This window comes from Pseudomonas sp. S3_G06 (genome assembly GCF_054667565.1).
The window spans coordinates 82,388-102,042 of the sequence record NZ_CP162738.1 but is presented as its reverse complement, the minus strand read 5'-3'; the positions used below and the strand labels follow the sequence as shown (position 1 = coordinate 102,042).

General features: G+C 61.4%; 19 protein-coding genes. 7 read left to right on the top strand and 12 right to left on the bottom strand.

Annotated features, from left to right (window positions below; translation table 11 throughout):
* Positions 1–25: 25 nt before the first annotated feature.
* Complete coding sequence (gene quiC / locus AB4N47_RS00450; protein WP_024014416.1) at positions 26–1,927, bottom strand: 3-dehydroshikimate dehydratase QuiC; 1,902 nt, start codon at positions 1,925–1,927, stop codon at positions 26–28.
* Between the two features lie 274 nt (positions 1,928–2,201).
* On the opposite strand from quiC, the gene AB4N47_RS00445 reads away from it, so the two are divergent.
* Complete coding sequence (locus tag AB4N47_RS00445; RefSeq protein WP_041477757.1) at positions 2,202–3,536, top strand: MFS transporter; 1,335 nt, start codon at positions 2,202–2,204, stop codon at positions 3,534–3,536.
* Positions 3,537–3,657: 121 nt separating this feature from the next.
* On the opposite strand, the gene AB4N47_RS00440 is transcribed toward AB4N47_RS00445, so the two are convergent.
* Positions 3,658–4,536: a DMT family transporter gene (locus AB4N47_RS00440; RefSeq protein WP_016773077.1), complete on the bottom strand. Its 879-nt coding sequence runs from the start codon at positions 4,534–4,536 to the stop codon at positions 3,658–3,660.
* Positions 4,537–4,926: 390 nt separating this feature from the next.
* Between AB4N47_RS00440 and ypfJ the strand changes: the two genes are divergently transcribed.
* Complete coding sequence (gene ypfJ / locus AB4N47_RS00435; RefSeq protein WP_341639238.1) at positions 4,927–5,811, top strand: KPN_02809 family neutral zinc metallopeptidase; 885 nt, start codon at positions 4,927–4,929, stop codon at positions 5,809–5,811.
* Positions 5,812–6,765, top strand: coding sequence for an alpha/beta fold hydrolase (locus AB4N47_RS00430; RefSeq protein WP_125925955.1), 954 nt, complete (start codon positions 5,812–5,814; stop codon positions 6,763–6,765). It begins immediately after the preceding gene.
* Positions 6,766–6,898: 133 nt separating this feature from the next.
* Here AB4N47_RS00430 and AB4N47_RS00425 read toward each other — a convergent pair whose 3' ends face one another.
* The 3 genes from AB4N47_RS00425 to AB4N47_RS00415 all read right to left on the bottom strand — a co-directional run bounded on the left by AB4N47_RS00425 (position 6,899) and on the right by AB4N47_RS00415 (position 9,039).
* Positions 6,899–7,492, bottom strand: a complete 594-nt coding sequence (locus AB4N47_RS00425) for an HAD family hydrolase (RefSeq protein ID WP_056790576.1) — start codon at positions 7,490–7,492, stop codon at positions 6,899–6,901.
* Positions 7,489–8,358, bottom strand: coding sequence for an acyl-CoA thioesterase II (gene tesB / locus AB4N47_RS00420; protein ID WP_016773073.1), 870 nt, complete (start codon positions 8,356–8,358; stop codon positions 7,489–7,491). The genes AB4N47_RS00425 and tesB overlap by 4 nt, the downstream gene beginning before the upstream one ends.
* 111 nt (positions 8,359–8,469) lie before the next feature.
* Positions 8,470–9,039, bottom strand: coding sequence for a GNAT family N-acetyltransferase (locus AB4N47_RS00415; protein ID WP_341639239.1), 570 nt, complete (start codon positions 9,037–9,039; stop codon positions 8,470–8,472).
* Positions 9,040–9,122: 83 nt separating this feature from the next.
* Between AB4N47_RS00415 and AB4N47_RS00410 the strand changes: the two genes are divergently transcribed.
* Both AB4N47_RS00410 and AB4N47_RS00405 read left to right on the top strand, forming a co-directional pair.
* Positions 9,123–10,043 carry a histone deacetylase family protein gene (locus tag AB4N47_RS00410; RefSeq protein ID WP_264365807.1) on the top strand — a complete coding sequence of 307 codons (921 nt, stop codon included), beginning with the start codon at positions 9,123–9,125 and terminating at the stop codon, positions 10,041–10,043.
* Positions 10,044–10,336: 293 nt separating this feature from the next.
* Positions 10,337–11,581 carry a TIGR03862 family flavoprotein gene (locus AB4N47_RS00405; RefSeq protein ID WP_341639240.1) on the top strand — a complete coding sequence of 415 codons (1,245 nt, stop codon included), beginning with the start codon at positions 10,337–10,339 and terminating at the stop codon, positions 11,579–11,581.
* Between the two features lie 149 nt (positions 11,582–11,730).
* Here AB4N47_RS00405 and AB4N47_RS00400 read toward each other — a convergent pair whose 3' ends face one another.
* The 5 genes from AB4N47_RS00400 to AB4N47_RS00380 all read right to left on the bottom strand — a co-directional run bounded on the left by AB4N47_RS00400 (position 11,731) and on the right by AB4N47_RS00380 (position 16,562).
* On the bottom strand, positions 11,731–13,071 hold the full coding sequence (locus AB4N47_RS00400) for a DEAD/DEAH box helicase (protein ID WP_039761769.1): 1,341 nt from the start codon (positions 13,069–13,071) through the stop codon (positions 11,731–11,733).
* A 52-nt stretch (positions 13,072–13,123) separates the two neighbouring features.
* A complete protein-coding gene (yedA, locus tag AB4N47_RS00395; protein WP_341639241.1) occupies positions 13,124–14,059 on the bottom strand; it encodes a drug/metabolite exporter YedA in 936 nt (311 codons plus the stop codon).
* Positions 14,060–14,369: 310 nt separating this feature from the next.
* Entirely contained in the window at positions 14,370–14,975 is a 606-nt protein-coding gene (locus tag AB4N47_RS00390) for a 3'-5' exonuclease (protein WP_460154384.1), read from the bottom strand.
* A gap of 35 nt (positions 14,976–15,010) precedes the next feature.
* On the bottom strand, positions 15,011–15,490 hold the full coding sequence (locus AB4N47_RS00385) for a LabA-like NYN domain-containing protein (protein WP_056790604.1): 480 nt from the start codon (positions 15,488–15,490) through the stop codon (positions 15,011–15,013).
* A 310-nt stretch (positions 15,491–15,800) separates the two neighbouring features.
* Positions 15,801–16,562: a DUF2076 domain-containing protein gene (locus AB4N47_RS00380; RefSeq protein WP_130911843.1), complete on the bottom strand. Its 762-nt coding sequence runs from the start codon at positions 16,560–16,562 to the stop codon at positions 15,801–15,803.
* Positions 16,563–16,739: 177 nt separating this feature from the next.
* Between AB4N47_RS00380 and AB4N47_RS00375 the strand changes: the two genes are divergently transcribed.
* Positions 16,740–17,414: a YciC family protein gene (locus AB4N47_RS00375; protein ID WP_016773061.1), complete on the top strand. Its 675-nt coding sequence runs from the start codon at positions 16,740–16,742 to the stop codon at positions 17,412–17,414.
* A 75-nt stretch (positions 17,415–17,489) separates the two neighbouring features.
* Positions 17,490–18,569: an endonuclease/exonuclease/phosphatase family protein gene (locus tag AB4N47_RS00370; RefSeq protein WP_341639242.1), complete on the top strand. Its 1,080-nt coding sequence runs from the start codon at positions 17,490–17,492 to the stop codon at positions 18,567–18,569.
* Positions 18,570–18,580: 11 nt separating this feature from the next.
* Here the strand turns inward: AB4N47_RS00370 and AB4N47_RS00365 are convergent, their stop codons facing one another.
* Both AB4N47_RS00365 and AB4N47_RS00360 read right to left on the bottom strand, forming a co-directional pair.
* On the bottom strand, positions 18,581–19,006 hold the full coding sequence (locus tag AB4N47_RS00365; protein ID WP_217865156.1) for a hypothetical protein: 426 nt from the start codon (positions 19,004–19,006) through the stop codon (positions 18,581–18,583).
* Between the two features lie 13 nt (positions 19,007–19,019).
* Positions 19,020–19,592 (bottom strand): hypothetical protein, encoded by a 573-nt coding sequence (locus AB4N47_RS00360; protein WP_130911847.1) that lies wholly within the window; start codon positions 19,590–19,592, stop codon positions 19,020–19,022.
* Positions 19,593–19,655 lie beyond the last annotated feature (63 nt).

Here is a 19,655-nt window from a genome sequence, read left to right as displayed (position 1 = left end):
GTTTAATCCCGCGTTTACGAATTCCCTACAACTTCGCCTGACGCACCGCACCACTGCGCGATTTGGCCATCGCCGCCAGCCGCACCGCGACGTTGGCCGCGCCGTAGCCGGCATAGCCATTCTTGCGCTGGATGATCTCGAAGAAGAACCGCCCCTCGAACGGCTCGGTGTAGACATGAAACAACTCGCCGCCCTGGGCATCACGGTCGTAGAGCACGTTGTAATAGGCCAGTTCGCTGAGGAATTCATCGTCGAAATCGAAACGCGCCGCAAGGTCGTCGTAGTAATTCAGCGGGATGTCCAGCAGCGGCACACCAGCCTCCTTGGCGCGACTGACCTGGGCGAAGATGTCGTCACAATCGAAGGCGATGTGGTGCACACCGGAGCCGCGATAACTCGATAGCGCATGCGAAATGGCAGTGTTGCGGTTCTCGGAGATGTTCAGCGGCAGCCGGATCGAGCTGTCGCGACTGCGCAGTGCGCGGCTCTTCACCAGACCGTACGGATCGGGCAGCACCACTTCATCGTCGGCTTCGAAATCCAGCAGGCTTTTGTAAAACAGCACCCAACTGTCGAGGCTGTCCGCCGGCAGTGCCATGGCCATGTGATCGATACGCTTGAGGCCGCCGCCGGTCTGCGCGTCGGGCAACAGATTGAAATCGGTGCCGTACACGTCGGCGTCCGCATCGACCAGATAAATCAGGCTGCCGTCCGGTGCGCGCACCGCCGCCAGTTCCAGTTCATTCGGCCCGACCAGGCCGCGATAGGGCTGCCCCTTGTAAGCGACGGCGCGGGCGAGCGCACTGGCGCTGTCCTTGACCCGCACGGCCGTGGCGCACAGCGACGGGCCGTGAGCTTCGAAAAAGCTGTGGGCGAACGAATACGGCTCGGAGTTTAGGATCAGGTTGATATCGCCCTGACGCAGCAGGCTGACGCTCTTGGAGCGATGCTGCCCGGCCTTGGCAAAACCGAGGCGTTGCAGCCAGTGACTGAGCTTCGCGCCCAGCGCTTCGTCGACGGCAAACTCGAGAAATTCAACGCCGTTGTATTCGCTGGCCGGCGGCGTTTCGAAAAGAATGTCACGGTTGGCCACCGGCGGCGCTTCCTGCTCGAGACGCTGACGGGTCTTCTCTTCCAGATACAGCAGCGAGCGCAATCCGTCGGCGGCGTTGGCTCGCGGGGGCGCGGCGCGGAAGCCGTCGTTGAAGATTTCCAGTGACAACGGCCCGGTATAGCCACTCTTGATGATCGGTGCGAGGAAACCCGGCAGATCGAATTCGCCCTGCCCCGGGAAACAGCGGAAATGCCGGCTCCACTCCAGCACGTCCATGGCCAGGATCGGCGCGTCGGCCATTTGCACGAAGAAGATCTTGTCGCCGGGAATGTCGGCGATCGCGCTGGGATCGCCCTTCAGCGACAGAGTGTGAAAGCTGTCGAGCAGCACGCCGAGGTTGGGGTGATCAGCCTGACGGACGATGTCCCAGACCTGTTGATAAGTATTGACGTGACGGCCCCACGCCAGCGCTTCGTAACCGATGCGCAAGCCACGGGCGCCGGCGCGTTCGGCCAGCAGGCGCAAATCATCGACGAGGATTTGCTGATCGCCGACACTGTCCGGCGAGGCGTTGCTGCAGACCAGCACCAGGTCGGTGCCAAGTTCCTGCATCAGATCGAATTTGCGCTCGGCACGCTCGAGGTTGCGCGCCAGGCGATCGCGGCGGCAGCCTTCGAAGTCACGGAACGGCTGAAACAGGGTGATGGCGATCCCCAGATCGGCGCACATCTGTTTAATTTCCCGTGGGCTGCCGTCGTAGTACAGGAGGTCGTTTTCGAAAATCTCCACGCCGTCGAACCCGGCGGCGGCAATGGCTTCGAGTTTTTCCGGCAGGGTGCCGCTCAAGGAAACGGTGGCAATGGAACGCTGCATGTTTCAACTCCCGTTTGGAGACGGCGGCTGCGTGAGCCGCGCCGCTTTTATAGGATGAGCAAATTATTGGCTGCATCCCTGCGCGCAGCAATTTAAAGTGTACTACCCGGTTAGTTTTGCGTGCGATTATCGAACACTAAGGCGATTTGGCGAATTGACGATTTTTTGTTCACTGCCCAACATCGGTTGCACATCGAGTCCGGCCACTAACCACCGGGCAAGGTGTTCGACAGAAAAGAACACCAAATAACAAATCCAAAAACGGGTGGAACACATGATTCCTTCACAGACTTCCCGCATGGCTCCGGCCATGAGCACTGCCACGGGTGGCATTGGCGACAAGATCCGCGGCGCCATGGCTGTCGGCAAGACCCGCTGGGGCATGCTGGCGCTGGTGTTTTTCGCCACCACCCTCAACTACATCGACCGCGCCGCCCTTGGCGTCATGCAGCCGATCCTCGCCAAGGAAATGAGCTGGACGGCGATGGATTACGCCAACATCAACTTCTGGTTTCAGGTCGGCTACGCGATCGGTTTTGTCCTGCAGGGACGTTTGATCGACCGGGTCGGCGTCAAGCGCGTGTTCTTCTGCGCCGTGCTGCTCTGGAGCCTGGCGACCGGCGCCCATGGCCTGGCGACCTCGGCGGTCGGCTTCATGGTCTGCCGCTTCATCCTCGGTCTGACGGAAGCGGCCAACTACCCGGCCTGCGTGAAGACCACGCGCCTGTGGTTCCCAGCCGGTGAGCGTGCAGTCGCTACCGGCATTTTCAACGCCGGCACCAACGTCGGCGCGATGTTCACGCCGATGCTGCTGCCACTGGTCCTGCATGTGTGGGGCTGGCAAGCGGCGTTTCTGTGCATGGCGGCACTCGGCGGCATCTGGCTGTTGTTCTGGGGCTTGAAGTATTTCAATCCGGAAGATCACCCGACGGTGAAACAGTCGGAGCTCGATTACATCCAGCAGCAAGTCGAACCGGAACAGGCCCGCGTGCCGTTCAGCAAGATCCTGCGCATGCGCGGCACCTGGGCCTTCGCCCTCGCCTACTCGCTGACCGCGCCGGTGTTCTGGTTCTATCTGTACTGGCTGCCGCCGTTTCTCAATCAGCAATACAACCTCGGCATCAACGTCACGCAGATGGGTATTCCGCTGATCATCATTTACGTCACGGCTGACTTCGGCAGTGTCGGCGGCGGGATTCTGTCCTCGTTCCTGATCGGTCGCGGCATGAACTCGATCAAGGCGCGGCTGCTGTCGATGTTGCTGTTTGCCTGCTGCATCATCGGCGTGGTCATGGCTGCCGGCTCGGCGAATCTGTGGGTGGCGGTGGCGGCGATCTCGCTGGCGATCGGCGCGCATCAGGCCTGGACTGCGAACATCTGGAGCCTGGTGATGGACTACACGCCCAAGCACATGATGAGCACGGTGTTCGGCTTCGGCGGCATGTGCGCAGCGATCGGCGGGATGTTCATGACCCAGATCGTCGGCCACATCCTCACCGTCACCAACAACAACTACACGGTGCTATTCACGCTGATTCCGGCGATGTACTTCCTCGCACTGACGTGGATGTACTTCATGGCACCGCGCAAGATTCCGACCGTCGAATAACCCGCTAAATTGCCCCTGTAGGAGCTGCGGAACGCTGCGATCTTTTGATCTTGCTGTTTAAGATCAAAAGATCGCAGCCTCATTTCACTCGTCAGCTCCTAAAAGGGATCTTTGCTCCTCTTCAGCGCCGGCTCTGCTGCCACGCTGCCGCCAATCCGCTGCAACAGATCACTGCGATACCAATCACCGTCAACCCGCTCGGGGTGTGATTGAACAGCAGCCAGCCCAACAACCCGGCAAAGACGATCTGGCAATAGCCGAATGGCGCGAGCAATGCCGGTGCGGCGTGACGGAAGGCCTGGGTCAGGAACAGATGCGCCGTCATCCCGCAACTGCCCAGCGCGAGCATCAGCGCGGCGTGAGTCCACGTCGGCACCTGCCAGAAGAACGGCACCAGCGCGCTCATCACCAGGGTATTGCACAGCCCGGCAAAGAAGTTGCTGGTGGTCGGGCTGTCCACTTCGGCGAGCTTGCGCGTCAGCAATTGGTAGAAGCAGAAGAACAGCGCCGAGCAGAACGGCAGCAGGATCGCCGGGGTAAACAGTTCGCCGCCCGGGTGGACGATGATCAGCACGCCGATGAAGCCGCAGATCACCGCAATCCACTGCCCGCGCGTCACGCGTTCCTTGAGCAACGGCACCGATAACGCCGTCACCAGTACCGGCGCGAGAAAGTTGACCGCCGTGGCTTCCGCCAGCGGGATGTACAGGAGCGCCGTGGTGAAAAACAGGCTGGTGCCGAGCAGGCACAGGGCACGGGCGAGCTGCCATAACGGTTTCTTGGTGCGCAGCACACGCAAGCCGGACTGCGGCAGGAAAATCCCCGCCATCAGCAAGGTGTGCACCACATAGCGCGCCCACACCACCATCACGATCGGATAAAAACCGGAGAGGTATTTCGACAACGCGTCGTGGCTGGAAAACAGGAACGTCGCCACGACAATCAGCAAGATCCCCTTGAAGGGCTGGTTGACACCGGAGAGCGGGGTGCTGACGGTCATTGGCAATCTCTGAAAAAAATCCGGGCGAGCGTTCGCGGTGGCGGCAATCGTTGTGGCAATCATAGTCGGCCGAGCTTTCAGCAACCGCACAGGTTGCACTCTTCTTCGCCGGGAAACCGCCGCCAGGCAAAACCTTGAGGCAAGATTCCCGCCACTTCGGCGCCCGGCCAGTGTGCAACATCACAGACTGCCGTCGAAACAGCGGGTTCATGAATTCGACGGAAGAAATTCCACTCGGGATTGAATTCACGGCTCGCTCGACCGTCAATACCAGGCCCGCACCATGTGGGCGCGTGTGCATGGACGGACGACCGGACTGGCGCCACACTCACACAGCGGCAACACTCATCACCAGCAGATTCATCACCGGCAATAAAAGAGGATTCCCACATGCTATGGAAAAAAGGCCGACGCAGTGACAACGTCGTCGACGCCCGGGGTGATGATGCCGGCGGTGGCGGCGGCATGCGCTTCGGTGGCGGCAAGGGCCTGAGCCTGACGGCCATCGTGCTGATTGTCGGCATCGGCTGGCTCACCGGCCAGGACCCGATGCAGATCCTCGGCCAGTTGACCGGGCAGATGGAGCAACCGGCGGCTACTTCGCAAACCCGTCAGGCGCCACCGGCCAATGATGAACAGGCCGAATTCGTCCGCTCGATTCTCGGCGACACCGAAGACACTTGGGGTCCGATCTTCCAGCAGGCCGGACGCCAATACAAAGACCCGACACTGGTGCTGTTCAGCAGCCGGGTGAACTCCGCGTGCGGCATGGCCACTTCTGCCACCGGCCCGTTCTACTGCCCGGCCGACCAGAAGGTCTATCTGGACATGGCCTTCTTTCAGGAAATGTCGCAGCGCTTCAAAGCCGCCGGCGATTTCGCTCAGGCTTACGTGATTGCGCACGAAGTCGGCCACCATGTGCAGACGCTGCTGGGCGTCTCGGCGAAGATGCAGGCGGCGCGTCAGCAAGGCCGGCAGATGGAGGGCGACGGCGGCTTGCTGGTTCGCCAGGAATTGCAGGCGGACTGTCTCGCCGGTGTCTGGGCGTATAACGCGCAGAAACGCCTGAACTGGCTGGAACCGGGCGACATCGAAGAAGCCTTGAACGCCGCCAACGCCATCGGCGATGATCGCTTGCAGCAACAGGGTCAGGGCCGCGTGGTGCCTGACTCGTTTACCCACGGTACGTCAGCGCAAAGGGTGCGCTGGTTCAAAACCGGATTCGCGCAAGGCCAGGTAAGCCAGTGCGACACCTTCGCGGCGAAAACCCTGTAAATGCATAAATGGCTTGTGGCGTTACTGTTCATCGTCGGCACCGCGCAAGCGGCCGGCGTCGATGCGATCAGCCCCGGTCGCCTGCAACTCAAGGCCGGGGAAATGGCAGTGGGCATCGGCCCGGCACCGGAGAAGATCGAGCGGGTGCTGATCGTCATTCACGGTCGCCTGCGCAACGCCGAGACCTACCGCAAAAGCGCGGAAAGCGCCGCCGAGCTCGCCGGGCAGACCGCGCACACGCTGGTGATCGCTCCGCAGTTTCTCAATGAAAGCGACGTCACCCTGTATTCCTTGCCGCCGACGGTGCTGCGCTGGCAGGGCAACGAGTGGATGGGCGGCGGCTTGTCCACCGGGCCAAATCCGCTGAGCTCCTACGCGGCGCTGGATGAAATCGTCGCGCGGGTCAGCGATCGCAAACAGTTTCCGGACGTAAAGCAGATCGTGATTTTCGGCCACTCCGGCGGTGGTCAGGTGGTGCAGCGTTACGCCCTGCTGGCCAAGGATCAGCCAGCGCTCAAGGCCAACGGCATTCGCTTGCGCTATGTGGTGGCCAATCCTTCTTCTTATGCGTACTTCAACGAGCAGCGGCCAGTGGCGTTCGATCACGCGCAATGTCCTGGTTTCAATCGCTGGAAGTACGGCCTGGCGGACATGCCGGTGTATGCCGGCGGGCAAACGCCGTTGCAGGTCGAGAGCGCTTACGTCAAACGCGAGGTGATTTATCTGCTGGGGCAGCAGGACGTCGACCCGGAACATCCGGCGCTGGACAAGAGCTGCGCGGCCGAGGCGCAAGGGGCTTACCGCTTGATGCGCGGGAAGCTGTATTTCGGTTATTTGCTGCGCCGGCATCCTGAGGGGGTCAATCAGCGGCTGATTGAAGTGCCTGGGGTCGGGCATGACGGGGATGGCATGCTGACGTCGGCGGAGGGGCAGAAGGCGTTGTTTGATCAGTGAGTTTTTTGCTGAATCCACCGGCCCCTTCGCGAGCAGGCTCGCTCCCACATTTGGAATAAATGCCACATTTGGCATGCATTCCCCTGTGGGAGCGAGCCTGCTCGCGAAGGCGTCCGATCAGACAACAACCATCTCAGGCCTGCAGCATCCGCCGCAACTCAACACAATCCTTCGCATGCCAATCGGTCAACTCCGGCCACGGGTTATCCGGCAGGTTCACCAATACCGTCCGCGCCCCCGCTGCTCGACCGCAATCCAGATCAAAACGGTAATCACCGACCATCACCATGTCACTGGCCGGCACTTGCCAGGCCTCGGCCAGTTTCAGCAAACCGCCCGGATGCGGCTTTGGCGGTGCTTCGTCGCGACCCAGCACATCCTCGACCGCGAAGCAGTCGGCCAGGCCGATTGCCTCCAGCGTGACATGTGCCAGCTCCCGCGCATTGCGCGTGAGAATGCCGAGGCGATAACCGCGCGCATGCAGGTCGCGCACCAGCTCCACCGCGCCGGTGGCCGGGGTCGAGCCCAGCGCCAGATCGCGTTCATGCTCAAGCAACCAGGCATGCTTGGCCGCTGCTTCATCCGCTGGCAATGCAGCGAGATGAGTGAGGATGTCGTCCTCGGGCGGAATCGCCAGCGCCACACGAATCGCCGCGAAATCATGCACGGCGACAGTCAGCGTGCCGTCCATGTCGAACACCCAATGACGAACCTCGGTCAGGCTCATGCCCAGTCCTTGCGATGGCGGATCAGGCCTTCCTGAGTCACCGAAGCGACCAGTTGCCCGGCGCGGTTGAACACGCTGCCACGGGAAAAACCACGGGAGTTGCCGGCCCACGGGCTGTCCATCGCGTAGAGCAACCAGTCATCGGCGCGCAGATCATTGTGGAACCACAGCGCGTGATCGAGGCTGGCGACCTGCATGTCTTTCTGCCAGACCGACTTGCCGTGGGGCAGCATCGAAGTGGTCAGCAGGCCGAAGTCCGAGGCGTACGCCAGCAGGTATTTGTGCAGCGCAGGAATGTCGGCCAGGGCGCCGTCGGCACGGAACCACACATATTTGATCGGATCGGCCGGTTGCGGGTTGTACGGATCCTTTTCGGTGACCGGGCGTACTTCGATCGGTTTCGGGCACAGCAGTTTTTCACGCATGTGCTCGGGAATCAGGTGCGCACGCTGCTGGATCAGTTCCAGCTCCGAGGGCAGGTTTTCCGGGCCGACCACCGCTGGCATCTGGCCCTGATGCTCGAAGCCTTTTTCGTCGTACTGAAACGAAGCGCTGCACGTGAAGATCGGGTGGCCCTTCTGGATCGCCGTCACGCGGCGGGTGCTGAAGCTGCCGCCATCACGCACGCGATCAACCGAATAGACCACCGGCAACTTGGCATCGCCCGGGCGCAGGAAATAACCGTGCAACGAGTGCACATGGCGCGCCTCTTCCACCGTCTGACTGGCCGCCGACAGCGACTGGCCGAGCACCTGACCGCCGAACAACTGGCGGAACCCCAGATCCTGACTACGACCACGGAACAGGTTTTCTTCGATCGGTTCCAGGGTCAGCAGATCGACCAGATCTTCCAGCACTTGGCTCATTCAGACTCTCCTCACACAAAGCAATGGCCGCGCAGTCTTGGCTGCGGCGGACGATTCAGGTTCTGGCACGGGCCAAATACGATGGCGGCCATTGTAAACGTCCGTGTCGGCTTATTCATGCAAGGTTTGCAGCCATTGTTCGCGGCTGATGCGATACAGGACATGGCGGCGCAACGGGTGATCGAGCGCAAGCCTGGGGTGATCGAAATCATCCTGCGGATCGTGATGCATGCCGATCGCCTGCATGACCTTCTCCGACTGCGCATTCTGCCCGGCGGTAAACGAGACGATTTCCTCCAGTTTCAACTGGTCGAAACCCGCGCGCAGTGCGGTCCACGCCGCTTCGCTGGCGTAACCCAGGCCCCAGTGTTCCTTGGCCAGCCGCCAGCCGATCTCCACCGCCGGGGTAAACGGCGCATCGAAGCCGACCAAGCCCAACCCGGTGAAACCGATGAACTCGCCCGTGTCCTTGCGCTCCAGCGCCCACAGGCCAAAGCCATGCTCGGCAAAATGCCCGCGCACGCGACCGATCAGCGCGGCACTTTCGAGCCGGGTCAACGGCGCTGGAAAGTAGCGCATCACCTGTGGATCGGCGCACATCGCGGCGAATGCCGGCAAATCCTCGTCCTGCCACTGACGCATCAACAAACGCGCGCTTTGCAGCTCCAGTATCGGCTCCATCGTCCCCTCCATTTCCCATGCCGTTGAGTCTACATCGCTGGTAGGATCGTTCATTCTTTCCCTGGTTCTGCGCGAAACAAGCCATGCCCTTGCCGTTGATCTATCACGAAGACTACAGCCCCGAGTTTCCCGCGGATCACCGCTTTCCCATGGACAAGTTCCGGCTGCTGCGCGATCACCTGGTCGACAGCGGCCTGACCCGCGACGCCGACCTGCTGCGCCCGCAGATCTGTCCCAACGACATCCTCGCCCTCGCCCATGACCGCAGCTATATCGAACGCTACATGAGCGGCGAGTTGTCCCGCGAAGACCAACGGCGCCTCGGCCTGCCGTGGAACGAAGCGCTGGCGCGACGCACGGTGCGCGCGGTGGGCGGCTCGATCCTGGCGGCAGAGCAAGCCCTTGAGCATGGCCTCGCCTGTCATCTGGCCGGCGGCACCCATCACGCTCACTACGATTACCCTGCCGGCTTCTGCATCTTCAATGACCTGGCGATCATCAGCCAGTACCTGTTGCAGAGCGGCCGGGTCAATCGCGTGCTTATCTTCGATTGCGACGTGCATCAAGGCGACGGCACCGCGCGGATTCTGCATGACACGCCGGAGGCGATTACCGTTTCCCTGCACTGCGAAAAGAATTTTCCCGCACGCAAAGCCGAAAGTGACTGGGATATTCCGCTGCCCAAAGGCATGGGCGATGCCGAATATCTGCAGGTGGTCGATGACACGCTCAATTACCTGCTGCCGCTGTATCAACCGGATCTGGTGCTCTACGACGCCGGCGTCGATGTGCACAAGGACGATGCCCTTGGTTATCTGCAACTGACCGACGAGGGCGTAGCCGAGCGCGATGAACGGGTGATGCGCCATTGCCTGGGCCGCGACATTCCGGTGGTCGGGGTGATCGGCGGCGGCTACAGCAAGGACCGCCACGCCCTCGCCCGCCGCCACGGCATCCTCCATCACAGCGCGCAACGAGTGTGGGATTCACACGGCTGTCATTGAAACGTGCTGCGTTACCCACAATCGCTGTGGAACTGCCTGTGGATAACCTGAGCGAAAGGGACTGCAGGCCATGCTGCCCAAGGCGCCCAGCGCACTGTTTATTTTTTAACCAGCCTCGAAATACACCGCAGCCCCGGTGGGAGCGAGCCTGCTCGCGAAAGCTTTAGCACCCACAACATCTAATTGACTGACAGACCGCGTTCGCGAGCAGGCTCGCTCCCACATGGTGTCTCCCACAGGGTTCAGCGCTGTTAGAATGCGCGCCTTGTCCCGCCATACCGCAGCGCACGCCCATGACCCAGAATTCCGCCCCCGCCAACACCCACGTCGCCATCATCGGCGGTGGCCCCGCCGGCCTGATGGCCGCCGAAGTGCTGAGCCAGGCCGGAATCCGCGTCGACGTGTACGACGGCATGCCCTCGGTCGGGCGCAAGTTCCTGCTGGCCGGGGTCGGCGGCATGAACATCACCCATTCCGAAGCGTACCCGGCGTTCCTCTCCCGCTACGCTGAACGCGCACCGCAGATCGCCCCGCTGCTGCGCGCATTCGATGCCGATGCCTTGTGCCAGTGGATTCACGATCTGGGCATCGAAACCTTCATCGGCAGCTCCGGCCGCGTGTTCCCCACCGACATGAAAGCAGCCCCGCTGTTGCGCGCCTGGCTCAAGCGCCTGCGCGACAGCGGCGTGGTTATCCACACCCGCCATCGCTGGCTCGGCTGGGACGCAAGCGGTGCACTGCGCATCGCCAGCCCGGAAGGCGAAATCAGCGTAAACCCCGACGCCACCCTGCTCGCCCTCGGCGGCGGCAGTTGGTCGCGCCTGGGCTCGGATGGCGCGTGGATGTTGCCGCTGGAGCAGCGCGGCGTGGATCTGGCGCCGTTGCAGCCAAGCAATTGCGGCTTCGAGGTGCAAGCCTGGAGCGAGCTGATGGTGAGCAAATTCGCCGGCGCACCGCTGAAAAACATCGCCATCGGGTTAAACGACGATATCCCGCGTCTGGGCGAATGCGTGATCACCGCCACCGGCATTGAAGGCAGCCTGATCTATGCGCTGTCGGCGCCGATACGCGAGGAAATCAATCGCTACGGCGCAGCGGTTATCCACATCGACCTGCTGCCCGGCCGGCCTGTGGATAAATTGCAGGCGGCGCTGAGCAAACCACGTGGTTCGCGCTCAATGGCCAAGCATCTGCACAGTCAGGTGGGGATTGATGGGGTTAAAGCCGCGTTGTTGCGCGAGCTGACCGACGCCGAAACCTTCGCCGATCCGGCGCTCCTGGCGCGAGCGATCAAAGCGTTGCCGCTGACACTGGTGAAAACCCGTCCGCTGGATGAAGCGATCAGCAGTGCTGGTGGCGTGAGATTCGAAGCGATGGATGAGCGCTTAATGCTCAAGACGTTGCCGGGGGTGTTTTGCGCTGGCGAGATGCTTGATTGGGAAGCGCCGACCGGAGGGTATTTGCTGACCGGGTGTTTTGCCAGTGGGCGCGCGGCAGGGCTGGGAATCGTGCAGTGGCTTAAGCACAGAATCCTGTAGGAGCTGACGAGTGAAACGAGGCTGCGATCTTTTGATCTTTAAAACCAACATCAAAAGATCGCAGCGTTCCGCAGCTCCTACAGGGAAACGCATTCCCAATGTGGGAGCGAGCCTGCTCGCGAAGACGTCCCTACAACCGCCTCATCAAATCACGGCTTACGCTTACGCGGTCCAGTGTTAAACACCGGCACCTTGCGCACCGGTTTGATCGATGGCTCCGGTGCCGAGGTCTCACCGCTGTCGACCCACTTGCCCAGATTGCGTTTACCACCGCCACCGCCCGATGCTTTCGGCTTCTTCGGTTTTTTCGGCTTCTTGATCACCTGACCGCTGGCGTCGGTGTCCGGGACGCGGTGCTCGGGTTCGAAATCCGGCTCGTTCTGGCGCTTCAACGTCTGCCGAGTCAGCATTTCGATGGCCGAGAGCATGTTCACTTCATCGGCACACACCAGCGAAATCGCCTCACCGGTGGCACCCGCGCGACCAGTGCGGCCGATGCGATGAATGTAATCCTCGGCGACGATCGGCAGATCGAAGTTGACCACCAGCGGCAGGTCTTCGATGTCCAGACCACGGGCGGCGACGTCGGTCGCCACGAGAATCTGCACTTCGCTGAGCTTGAACCGGTCCAGCGCGCGCTGGCGCGTAGCCTGCGGTTTGTCGCCATGGATACCGTCAGCATTCACACCGAGGCCCTGAAGTTTTTCCACCAGCGCATCGACGCCGTTGCGGGTCTTGGCGAACACCAGCACCTGCTTCCACTTGTTCTTGCGCATCAGGTGCACGAACAGTTCAGCCTTGCGCTTCTTGTCGACGGTGACGATCCACTGCTTGACCGTGTTGGCAGCGACGTTGCGCGGGCTGACTTCGACGCTCAGCGGATCATTGAGCATCTGCCCGGCAAGCAGGCGGATGTCATCGGAGAAGGTCGCGGAAAACAGCAGCGTCTGGCGCTTTTTTGGCAGCATGCGGTAAATGTTCGCCAGTTCTTCGGAGAAGCCCAGGTCGAGCATACGATCGGCTTCATCCAGCACCAGCGTTTGCAGCTGATTGAGTTTCAGCGCGTTCTGGCGGAACAGGTCGATCAAGCGACCGGGTGTGGCGACCAGCACATCGACGCCGCCGCGCAGCTTCATCATCTGCGGGTTGATGCTGACGCCGCCATACACGGCGTAAGTACGCAGCGGCAGGTTTTCCGCGTACTGGCGCACGGCTTCGTGGACCTGCTCGGCCAGTTCGCGGGTCGGCACCAGAATCAGCGCACGCGCCGAGTTGGCGGTGACTTTCGGCCCTTCCATGGCCAGCAACTGCAACAGCGGCAAGGCGAAACCGGCAGTTTTACCGGTGCCGGTCTGGGCCGCTGCCATCAGGTCGCGACCGGCCAGCACCGCCGGAATGGCTTGCGCCTGCACCGGCGTCGGGGTCTGGTAGCCGAGCGTCTCGAGGGAGCGCAGCAAGGGTTCGATCAGGCCAAGGGAGGCGAAAGTCATGGGAGTACCGTAGGAAAAAATGACGCGGGGATGCAATGCCGCGCAGTTTACCCTAATTCGTACGCGCTTCCGTCGGAACGGCTTTCGCCTCTTCCACGGGTGGCTGCGCCGGTCGACGCCACTGCGGCAGGCTGATCAGCAGCACGGCGCTGATGATCACCAGCATCGCCAGCGCTTCTTCGATGTCGATGGTCTCGCCGACAAACACCACACCGAGCAACACCGCCACCGCCGGGTTGACGTAGGCATAACTGGTCGCTGCCGCCGGGCGCACGTGTTTGAGCAGATACATGTAGGAATTGAAGGCGATGATCGAGCCAAAGAAGATCAGATAGACCAGCGCCAGCCAACCCTCGAGCGGCGGCATGGCTTGCAGGTGCTCGCCACTCAGCGCACTGCCGATCAGCAAGACCACGCCGCCAACCAGCATTTCCACCGCGCTGGCCATGGCCCCCGCCGGCAATGGCAGGTATTTGCTCCACACCGAACCGAACGCCCAGCTCGCCGCCGCGAAGATCAGCAACATCGCGCCGAGCGGGCTCGATTGCAGGTTGGACCCCATGTTGAGCATGGCGATGCCAATAATCCCCAACGCCACACCGGCCCACTCCAGCCGCGTATTGCGCGCGCCCCAGAAGTAGCCGAACAACAAGGTGAACAGTGGCACTGTCGCCACCGCCAGCGCGGCAACGCCGGAAGCCACACCAGTGTGCTCGGCCACGCTGACCGCGCCGTTACCAAAACTGAGCAGCAGAATGCCGACCAGCCCCGCCGCTTTCCACTGCGCCCAGGTCGGCGCCGGAGCCCCGCGCCAGCGCAGCCAGGCGTACATCAAGCTGCCGGCAATGACGAAGCGCACCCCGGCCAGCAACAGCGGCGGCCAGTATTCGACACCGATGCGGATCACCAGATAGGTCGATCCCCAAATCACGTACAACGCAAAAAACGCAGCGATCAATGGCAGGGAAAAACGGCGCAAGGCAGGCATGGGCAGCTCGACAGTCAGATTTCTGTGGACCGGTCATTCTAGAAAGACCGCCGCGCAAAAATAAGTTACAAAACCTGTTTTTCGCGCCGGTACACTTTTGCAGGAAAGCAGCTGAGACCGACAAGGTCCTTGTGGGAGCGAGCTTGCTCGCGAAGGCGGTGTATCAGCAGACATCCATCTTGGATCGTTCCCACGCTCCGCGTGGGAATGCCTCAACGGACGCTCTGCGTTCGGCTTTGAAAGGGACGCCGAGCGTCCTGGACTTCATTCCCACGCAGAGCGTGGGAACGATCAGTCGGAGTGCCTGGAATCAGCGATAACGCTGCAAATGCTCGCCGACTTTCGCCGCAGGGACTTTCTGCAACTTGCACAACAGGTCGTGATTCAACTCGCGCACCCCGTGCTTGCCCCGCAACTCTTGCGCCAGATGCGCCATCAGATTGGCCGCCATCTCGGCGTCGGCCATGGCCCGGTGAGCCTGACCGGTATGCGGTAGCCGCGCGAAAGTGGTGAGCGTGCCGAGCTTGTGATTCGGCGCCGCCGGCATCAGGCGCCGCGCCAGCAGCAGTGAACAGGCAAAATTCTGCAGGCATGTGCGTTTGATCCGCCCCAGTTCGAAATCCCAGAACTTCTGGTCGAACGAGGCGTTGTGCGCCAACAGCGGCGTACAACCGACGAATTCGTTGACCTCTTCCATCACCCGCTCGGCCGGCGGCGCGGTGCGCAGCATGGCGTTGCTGATGCCGGTCAGTTGCTCGATGAACGCGGGGACGCGCACCCCAGCGTTCATCAGGCTCTGGTAACGCTCGACGATGCGGCCGTTTTCCAGCATGACCACGGCGATTTCCGTGGCGCGGCAACTGCTGTTCGGCGACAGGCCGGTGGTTTCAAAGTCGATGACTGCAATGCGTTCCAAACCGGGGTGTACTCCGTTCAAATCTATTGTTCAGCTCAGCTCTTGAGCAACAGCGCGCCTTCGATCGGCACGTAGCGGCTGGCGGCGCGGATCAGCGAGTTGGCGGTCAGGCCGGGCACGCCGTAGGCGACTGCTTGCACGCCGTGCTTGTTGATGATGCGTTCGAGCAACATGTCGAAATCGCCGTCACCGGAGGCCAGCACCACTTCGTCGACATGGTCGGCGGCGTCCATGATGTCCAGGGTAATGCCCACGTCCCAGTCGCCCTTGGCCGAGCCGTCGCTGCGCTGGATGTAGGGCTTGAGCTTCACGGTGAAACCGAGGTTGCGCAGGATCTGCTGAAACTGCTGCTGCTTGCTGTCGCCACGGTCGATCGCGTAGGCGTAAGCCTCGACGATCTGCCCGTTCTTGCTGATGTCGGCCCACAATGCGGCGTAGTTGAAGTGGCAACCATAGGCCTGACGCACGGTGTAGTAGAGGTTCTGCACATCGGCGAACACTGCGATTTTTTTCACCGGAGTTCCTGTGAGCGCGCAAGCGCACGAAGCGGGGTCGGGCGATCAGGCCCGAAAAAGGCGCTCAGTATGCCAGCCCGAAGGAGGGTTCCGCGAATAATCGGCCACAGGCGCAAAGGTGCTGCTGACGAGTGGTGAGTGTGGCGAGGGGATTCATCCCCGATGGGCTGCGCAGCAGTCCTCGCTCCAATCAGGAAAAGCGGGGCTGCTGCGCAGCCCAACGGGGATAAATCCCCTCGCCATAGTGTACATGTCAGCCTTCAGAGGCTATGTCAGCCTTCAAAGACGATGTCAGTCTTCTAAAGCGATGTCAGACAAAGGAATCGTCGTCATCGAAGAACGACGAATTGTCGCTGCTGTAATCGGCGTCGCTTAAACCGCCCTGGTCATTGCCAGAGAAGCCGTTGTCCGCCACGCGCTGATCATCGCCCCAGCCGTTGTTGCTCTGGTCGGCGACCTGCGTCGGTTCTTCCTTGATGACCTCGACGATTTCTTCCGGTTGCTGATTGTGGTGGAACAGGCTGCTGATGCCCTGCGCCAACATCACACCACCGGCCACGCCCGCAGCGGTTTTCAGCGCGCCGCCGAGAAAGCTGTTACCCGCCGCCGGGGCTGCCTGCTGCGCATAGTTGGGCGGCGCGGCGGCGAAGTTCTGTTGCGGTGCCGGAGCCTGGTAGCTCTGCTGCGGCGCCGGTTCACGCCAGCCGCCGGTGGACGATGGCGCTGCGCTCTGGCTCGGCGCCGGACGTGAATTGCCGCCGCCAAAGATACTCGACAGGAAGCCACCGCCGCCGCTCGCCGCTGGCGCGCCGCTCTGGGCCTTGGCCGATTGCAGTTCGGCCTGCAGGCGCTGGACTTGCTGGGTCAGTTGCTTGTTCTGCTCGTCGAGGCTTTTCAGCGCGGCCTCTTGCACCAGAATCGCCTGGGTCATGAAATAGCCTGCCGCCGGTTGGCGCGTCAGGTGTTCCTTGATCCGCGCCTCAGCCTGGGCGTCGCGCGGGGCTGCCTCCGTTTCGGCCTGTTGCAGCCGGGAAAACAGTCCATCGATCAGGGTTTGCTCTTCGCTGTTCATGGCGACCTCGTAGATTGCCGGTAATAACGTGCCCGCGCCCACTCTGAGCGCGGTGCTCTCCTGTAATGGAGACAGTGACAAAACGTTTCAATGGCCTTTACCGAATGTTTACGTTTGTGTCGGCCCGCGTTGCATCGGTTAAAGTGAGCCACTGTTTTCGACCTGCGATACCGACTGATGAATGCCCTCGAAGTACTGCGCGACTCTTTGTATTTTTTCAAACGCCATCTGGGCAGCATCGTGCAGTTGTGCCTGCCGCTGGTGATTGTCGAAGCCTTCTTGCAGCAGGCAGTCGATCACGCCACCGGGCCGGACACCTTCGCCGGCGTCAGCATCATCGTCGGCCTGCTGGTGTATCCGCTGTACACCGCCGCGCTGATCCTGTTTCTCGATGCGCGCAGCCGTGGCGAGTCGCCGCGCAACCGTGACCTGCTGGCGATGGCCGCCACCCTGTGGCCGCGCTTCGCGGTGCTGACCGCGCTCAATACCTTGCTGATTCTGCTCGGCCTGTCGCTGTACTTCCTGCCCGGCCTGATGCTGATGGTCATGCTCGCCTTCGCCGAATACCTGCTGGTGCTGCGCGGCCTCGGACCGTTGCAGGCGATGAAGGAAAGTCTGCGCCTGACCCGTGGGCACTTCTGGCGCATCCTGCTGTGCATTCTCTGCGTGATGACACCGTTGTGGCTGCTCAAGGGCGCGACGCTGGCGGTGTACCCCGAACCGCAGAATCCGCTGATTGCCGGGCTGATCGACAGCGCTCACAGCTTCCTGCAACTGTTCACCAGCGTGGTGCTGTTCCGCCTGTTCATGCTGATCAGCGAATTGCCTGACAAACGTAACGGAGCGGTCTGACCGCGCCGTGCTTGGGCTTCGCCGCTGCCGTCAGGTATGCTCGGGGCCACTTTCTGTAACGCTATAAGCCGAGCCATGACCCGTCTGCTGCGCTACACCCTGTTGCTCGTTGTCCTCGCCGTCGTCCTGTTCGGCGTGCTGCTGTTCAGCCTGACCTGGCGCCCCGATGCCCGCGAAACCCTGCCGGTCAGTTGCGGCACCACGGCGCCGACACTGGTGCCCGGGCAAGCGCTGAAAGTCATGACCTGGAACGTGCAGTTTCTCGCCGGCAAGCGCTACGTGTTCTGGAATGATCAGGCCGAGGGCGACGATGAAGCGCCGACCGCTGAAGACATGGCGTTTAGCCTCGACGAAGTAGCGCGGGTGATCCGTGACGAACAACCCGATGTGGTGCTGTTGCAGGAGCTTGATGACGGCGCCAAGGCCAGCGATTACCAGAACCAGCTCAAACTGTTGCAGGAACGCGTCGCCGATCTGTATCCATGCAGCACCAGCGCGTTCGACTGGAAAGCCGATTTCGTCCCCGAGCCCCACATCTACGGCAGCGTCGGCCGCCAGTTGGCCACGCTGAGCCGCTATCGCATCGAACACGCCGAACGCCTGCAACTGCCCGTCGCCCCGAGCAACTTCATCAGCCGCCAGTTCCAGCCCAAAGACGCTTTGCTCGCAGTCAAACTGCCGCTCAGCGATGGCGGACAACTGACCCTGTTCAACACCCACTTGCAGCGCGCCAGCCAGGCGGACGGCAACGTGCAGGCGCAAGTGGCTGCCGTGGCCAAAATCCTCGACAAATATGAAAGCCAAGGCCTGCCGTGGCTGATCGGTGGCGATTTCAATCTGCTGCCGCTGGGCCAGTATCGACGCCTGCCGGTCGAGCGCCGCACGCCCTACTCTGCCGACAGCGAACTGCATCTGCTGTGGGACAAGTACCCGATGATCCCGACCAACAACGAGGCCGGCGGTATCGATCGAGCCAAATGGCTGACCCATTACCCCAACGACCCCGGCCTCAACGGCCCGGATCGCACGGTGGATTATCTGTTCTACAGCCCGAAGCTCAAACGCCTGCAAGCGCAGGTGCGGCAGGACGATACCTTGCGCATTTCCGATCACTTGCCGGTGATTGCGCGGTTCCTCCTGCCCGCTGCACCCTGAGCGCTCTGCCCTTATAAGCCGGGCGGAACGTAGCCCGGAACATAGCGAACGTTAGCGCACTTGCCGTGCAGTATTCGCCCGTCTTCGATCAGGAACTGGGCGATCTTCTTCTGTTGATTGATCTTCGCCTGCAACTTGCAGGTAGAACTATTGCCGACCTGTTGGTAGTGCTCGGTGTAGACCATGCCATTGCCGGTATGGGTCATCGAAGTGCCGGCTGCTTCGGTAGAGGTCCAGCTCGCGGACTTGTGCCAGGTCAGTACGGCCAAGGGTTCGCCGTTCGGGCCGGTTTCCTTTGCCATCGAGTCGGGCGTGCCGAACAGGTCCAGTGCTTCCTGCATATCACGGCCTTCCCAGCGGCTCTGCGCGATGGTGGAACAGCCGCTCAAGAGCAATCCTGCCAGCAGGGTTGCCAGCCATAAACGTGTGTAAGTCATTGGATGCCTCGGCTTATTTCTTGAGTTCGAGCAGGCTGTCGATGTTGTCCATCATCTGGCTCTTTTGCTGGATCGGCGCGAGCTTGAAAAACATCTGCTGCAGCATTTCGATCATCTGCAGGTATTCCATCTTGCCCACGGCGGCCATGTCGTTTTTCGCGCGACTGCCCGGCGCGCACGCAAACTTCAGCGCTTGCTGGACCCAGAACTCTTTCGGGGTCTGCCATTGGTTGGCAACTTTAAGATGACGCATGGTGTAGGCGAGACGCTCGATGGACTGGCCATTGATAAAACGCACCTTACCTGTAGAGCATTGGGCTTCGAGGTTGTAGACGTCGATCATCGGTTTGCCGGGCTCTTCATACACCAGGGTCACCGCGACCATGGTCGCGCCTTTGGTTTTCTGCGAAGGCACCACCGACGTCGCATCGGCAACGTACATGATGTTTTTCTGGGGCACGCCGTTGCCGTAGATAATCCACCAGTCGCCAATCGGATTGGGCTCTTCGGCCAAGGCCGAACTGGAGGCGGCCAATAGCGCAGCCGACAAGAAGATCAACTTCCTGAGCTTGAAGAAAGAGGTCATGGGCAGTTCCGTTCCTTGGGCGCAAGTTGCCAGGCAACAAGGCTGGTTATTGTTCAGGCGGCG

Bases quoted from the DNA above. Each gene is read 5' to 3' on its own strand.
- AB4N47_RS00380 (WP_130911843.1), bottom strand. From the start codon at position 16,562: ATGAACAGCGAAGAGCAAACCCTGATCGATGGACTGTTTTCCCGGCTG.
- AB4N47_RS00375 (WP_016773061.1), top strand. From the start codon at position 16,740: ATGAATGCCCTCGAAGTACTGCGCGACTCTTTGTATTTTTTCAAACGC.
- yedA (WP_341639241.1), bottom strand. From the start codon at position 14,059: ATGCCTGCCTTGCGCCGTTTTTCCCTGCCATTGATCGCTGCGTTTTTT.
- AB4N47_RS00405 (WP_341639240.1), top strand. From the start codon at position 10,337: ATGACCCAGAATTCCGCCCCCGCCAACACCCACGTCGCCATCATCGGC.
- tesB (WP_016773073.1), bottom strand. From the start codon at position 8,358: ATGAGCCAAGTGCTGGAAGATCTGGTCGATCTGCTGACCCTGGAACCG.
- AB4N47_RS00365 (WP_217865156.1), bottom strand. From the start codon at position 19,006: ATGACTTACACACGTTTATGGCTGGCAACCCTGCTGGCAGGATTGCTC.
- AB4N47_RS00400 (WP_039761769.1), bottom strand. From the start codon at position 13,071: ATGACTTTCGCCTCCCTTGGCCTGATCGAACCCTTGCTGCGCTCCCTC.
- AB4N47_RS00415 (WP_341639239.1), bottom strand. From the start codon at position 9,039: ATGGAGCCGATACTGGAGCTGCAAAGCGCGCGTTTGTTGATGCGTCAG.
- quiC (WP_024014416.1), bottom strand. From the start codon at position 1,927: ATGCAGCGTTCCATTGCCACCGTTTCCTTGAGCGGCACCCTGCCGGAA.
- AB4N47_RS00430 (WP_125925955.1), top strand. From the start codon at position 5,812: ATGCATAAATGGCTTGTGGCGTTACTGTTCATCGTCGGCACCGCGCAA.
- AB4N47_RS00370 (WP_341639242.1), top strand. From the start codon at position 17,490: ATGACCCGTCTGCTGCGCTACACCCTGTTGCTCGTTGTCCTCGCCGTC.
- AB4N47_RS00425 (WP_056790576.1), bottom strand. From the start codon at position 7,492: ATGAGCCTGACCGAGGTTCGTCATTGGGTGTTCGACATGGACGGCACG.
- AB4N47_RS00445 (WP_041477757.1), top strand. From the start codon at position 2,202: ATGATTCCTTCACAGACTTCCCGCATGGCTCCGGCCATGAGCACTGCC.
- AB4N47_RS00440 (WP_016773077.1), bottom strand. From the start codon at position 4,536: ATGACCGTCAGCACCCCGCTCTCCGGTGTCAACCAGCCCTTCAAGGGG.
- AB4N47_RS00410 (WP_264365807.1), top strand. From the start codon at position 9,123: ATGCCCTTGCCGTTGATCTATCACGAAGACTACAGCCCCGAGTTTCCC.
- ypfJ (WP_341639238.1), top strand. From the start codon at position 4,927: ATGCTATGGAAAAAAGGCCGACGCAGTGACAACGTCGTCGACGCCCGG.
- AB4N47_RS00360 (WP_130911847.1), bottom strand. From the start codon at position 19,592: ATGACCTCTTTCTTCAAGCTCAGGAAGTTGATCTTCTTGTCGGCTGCG.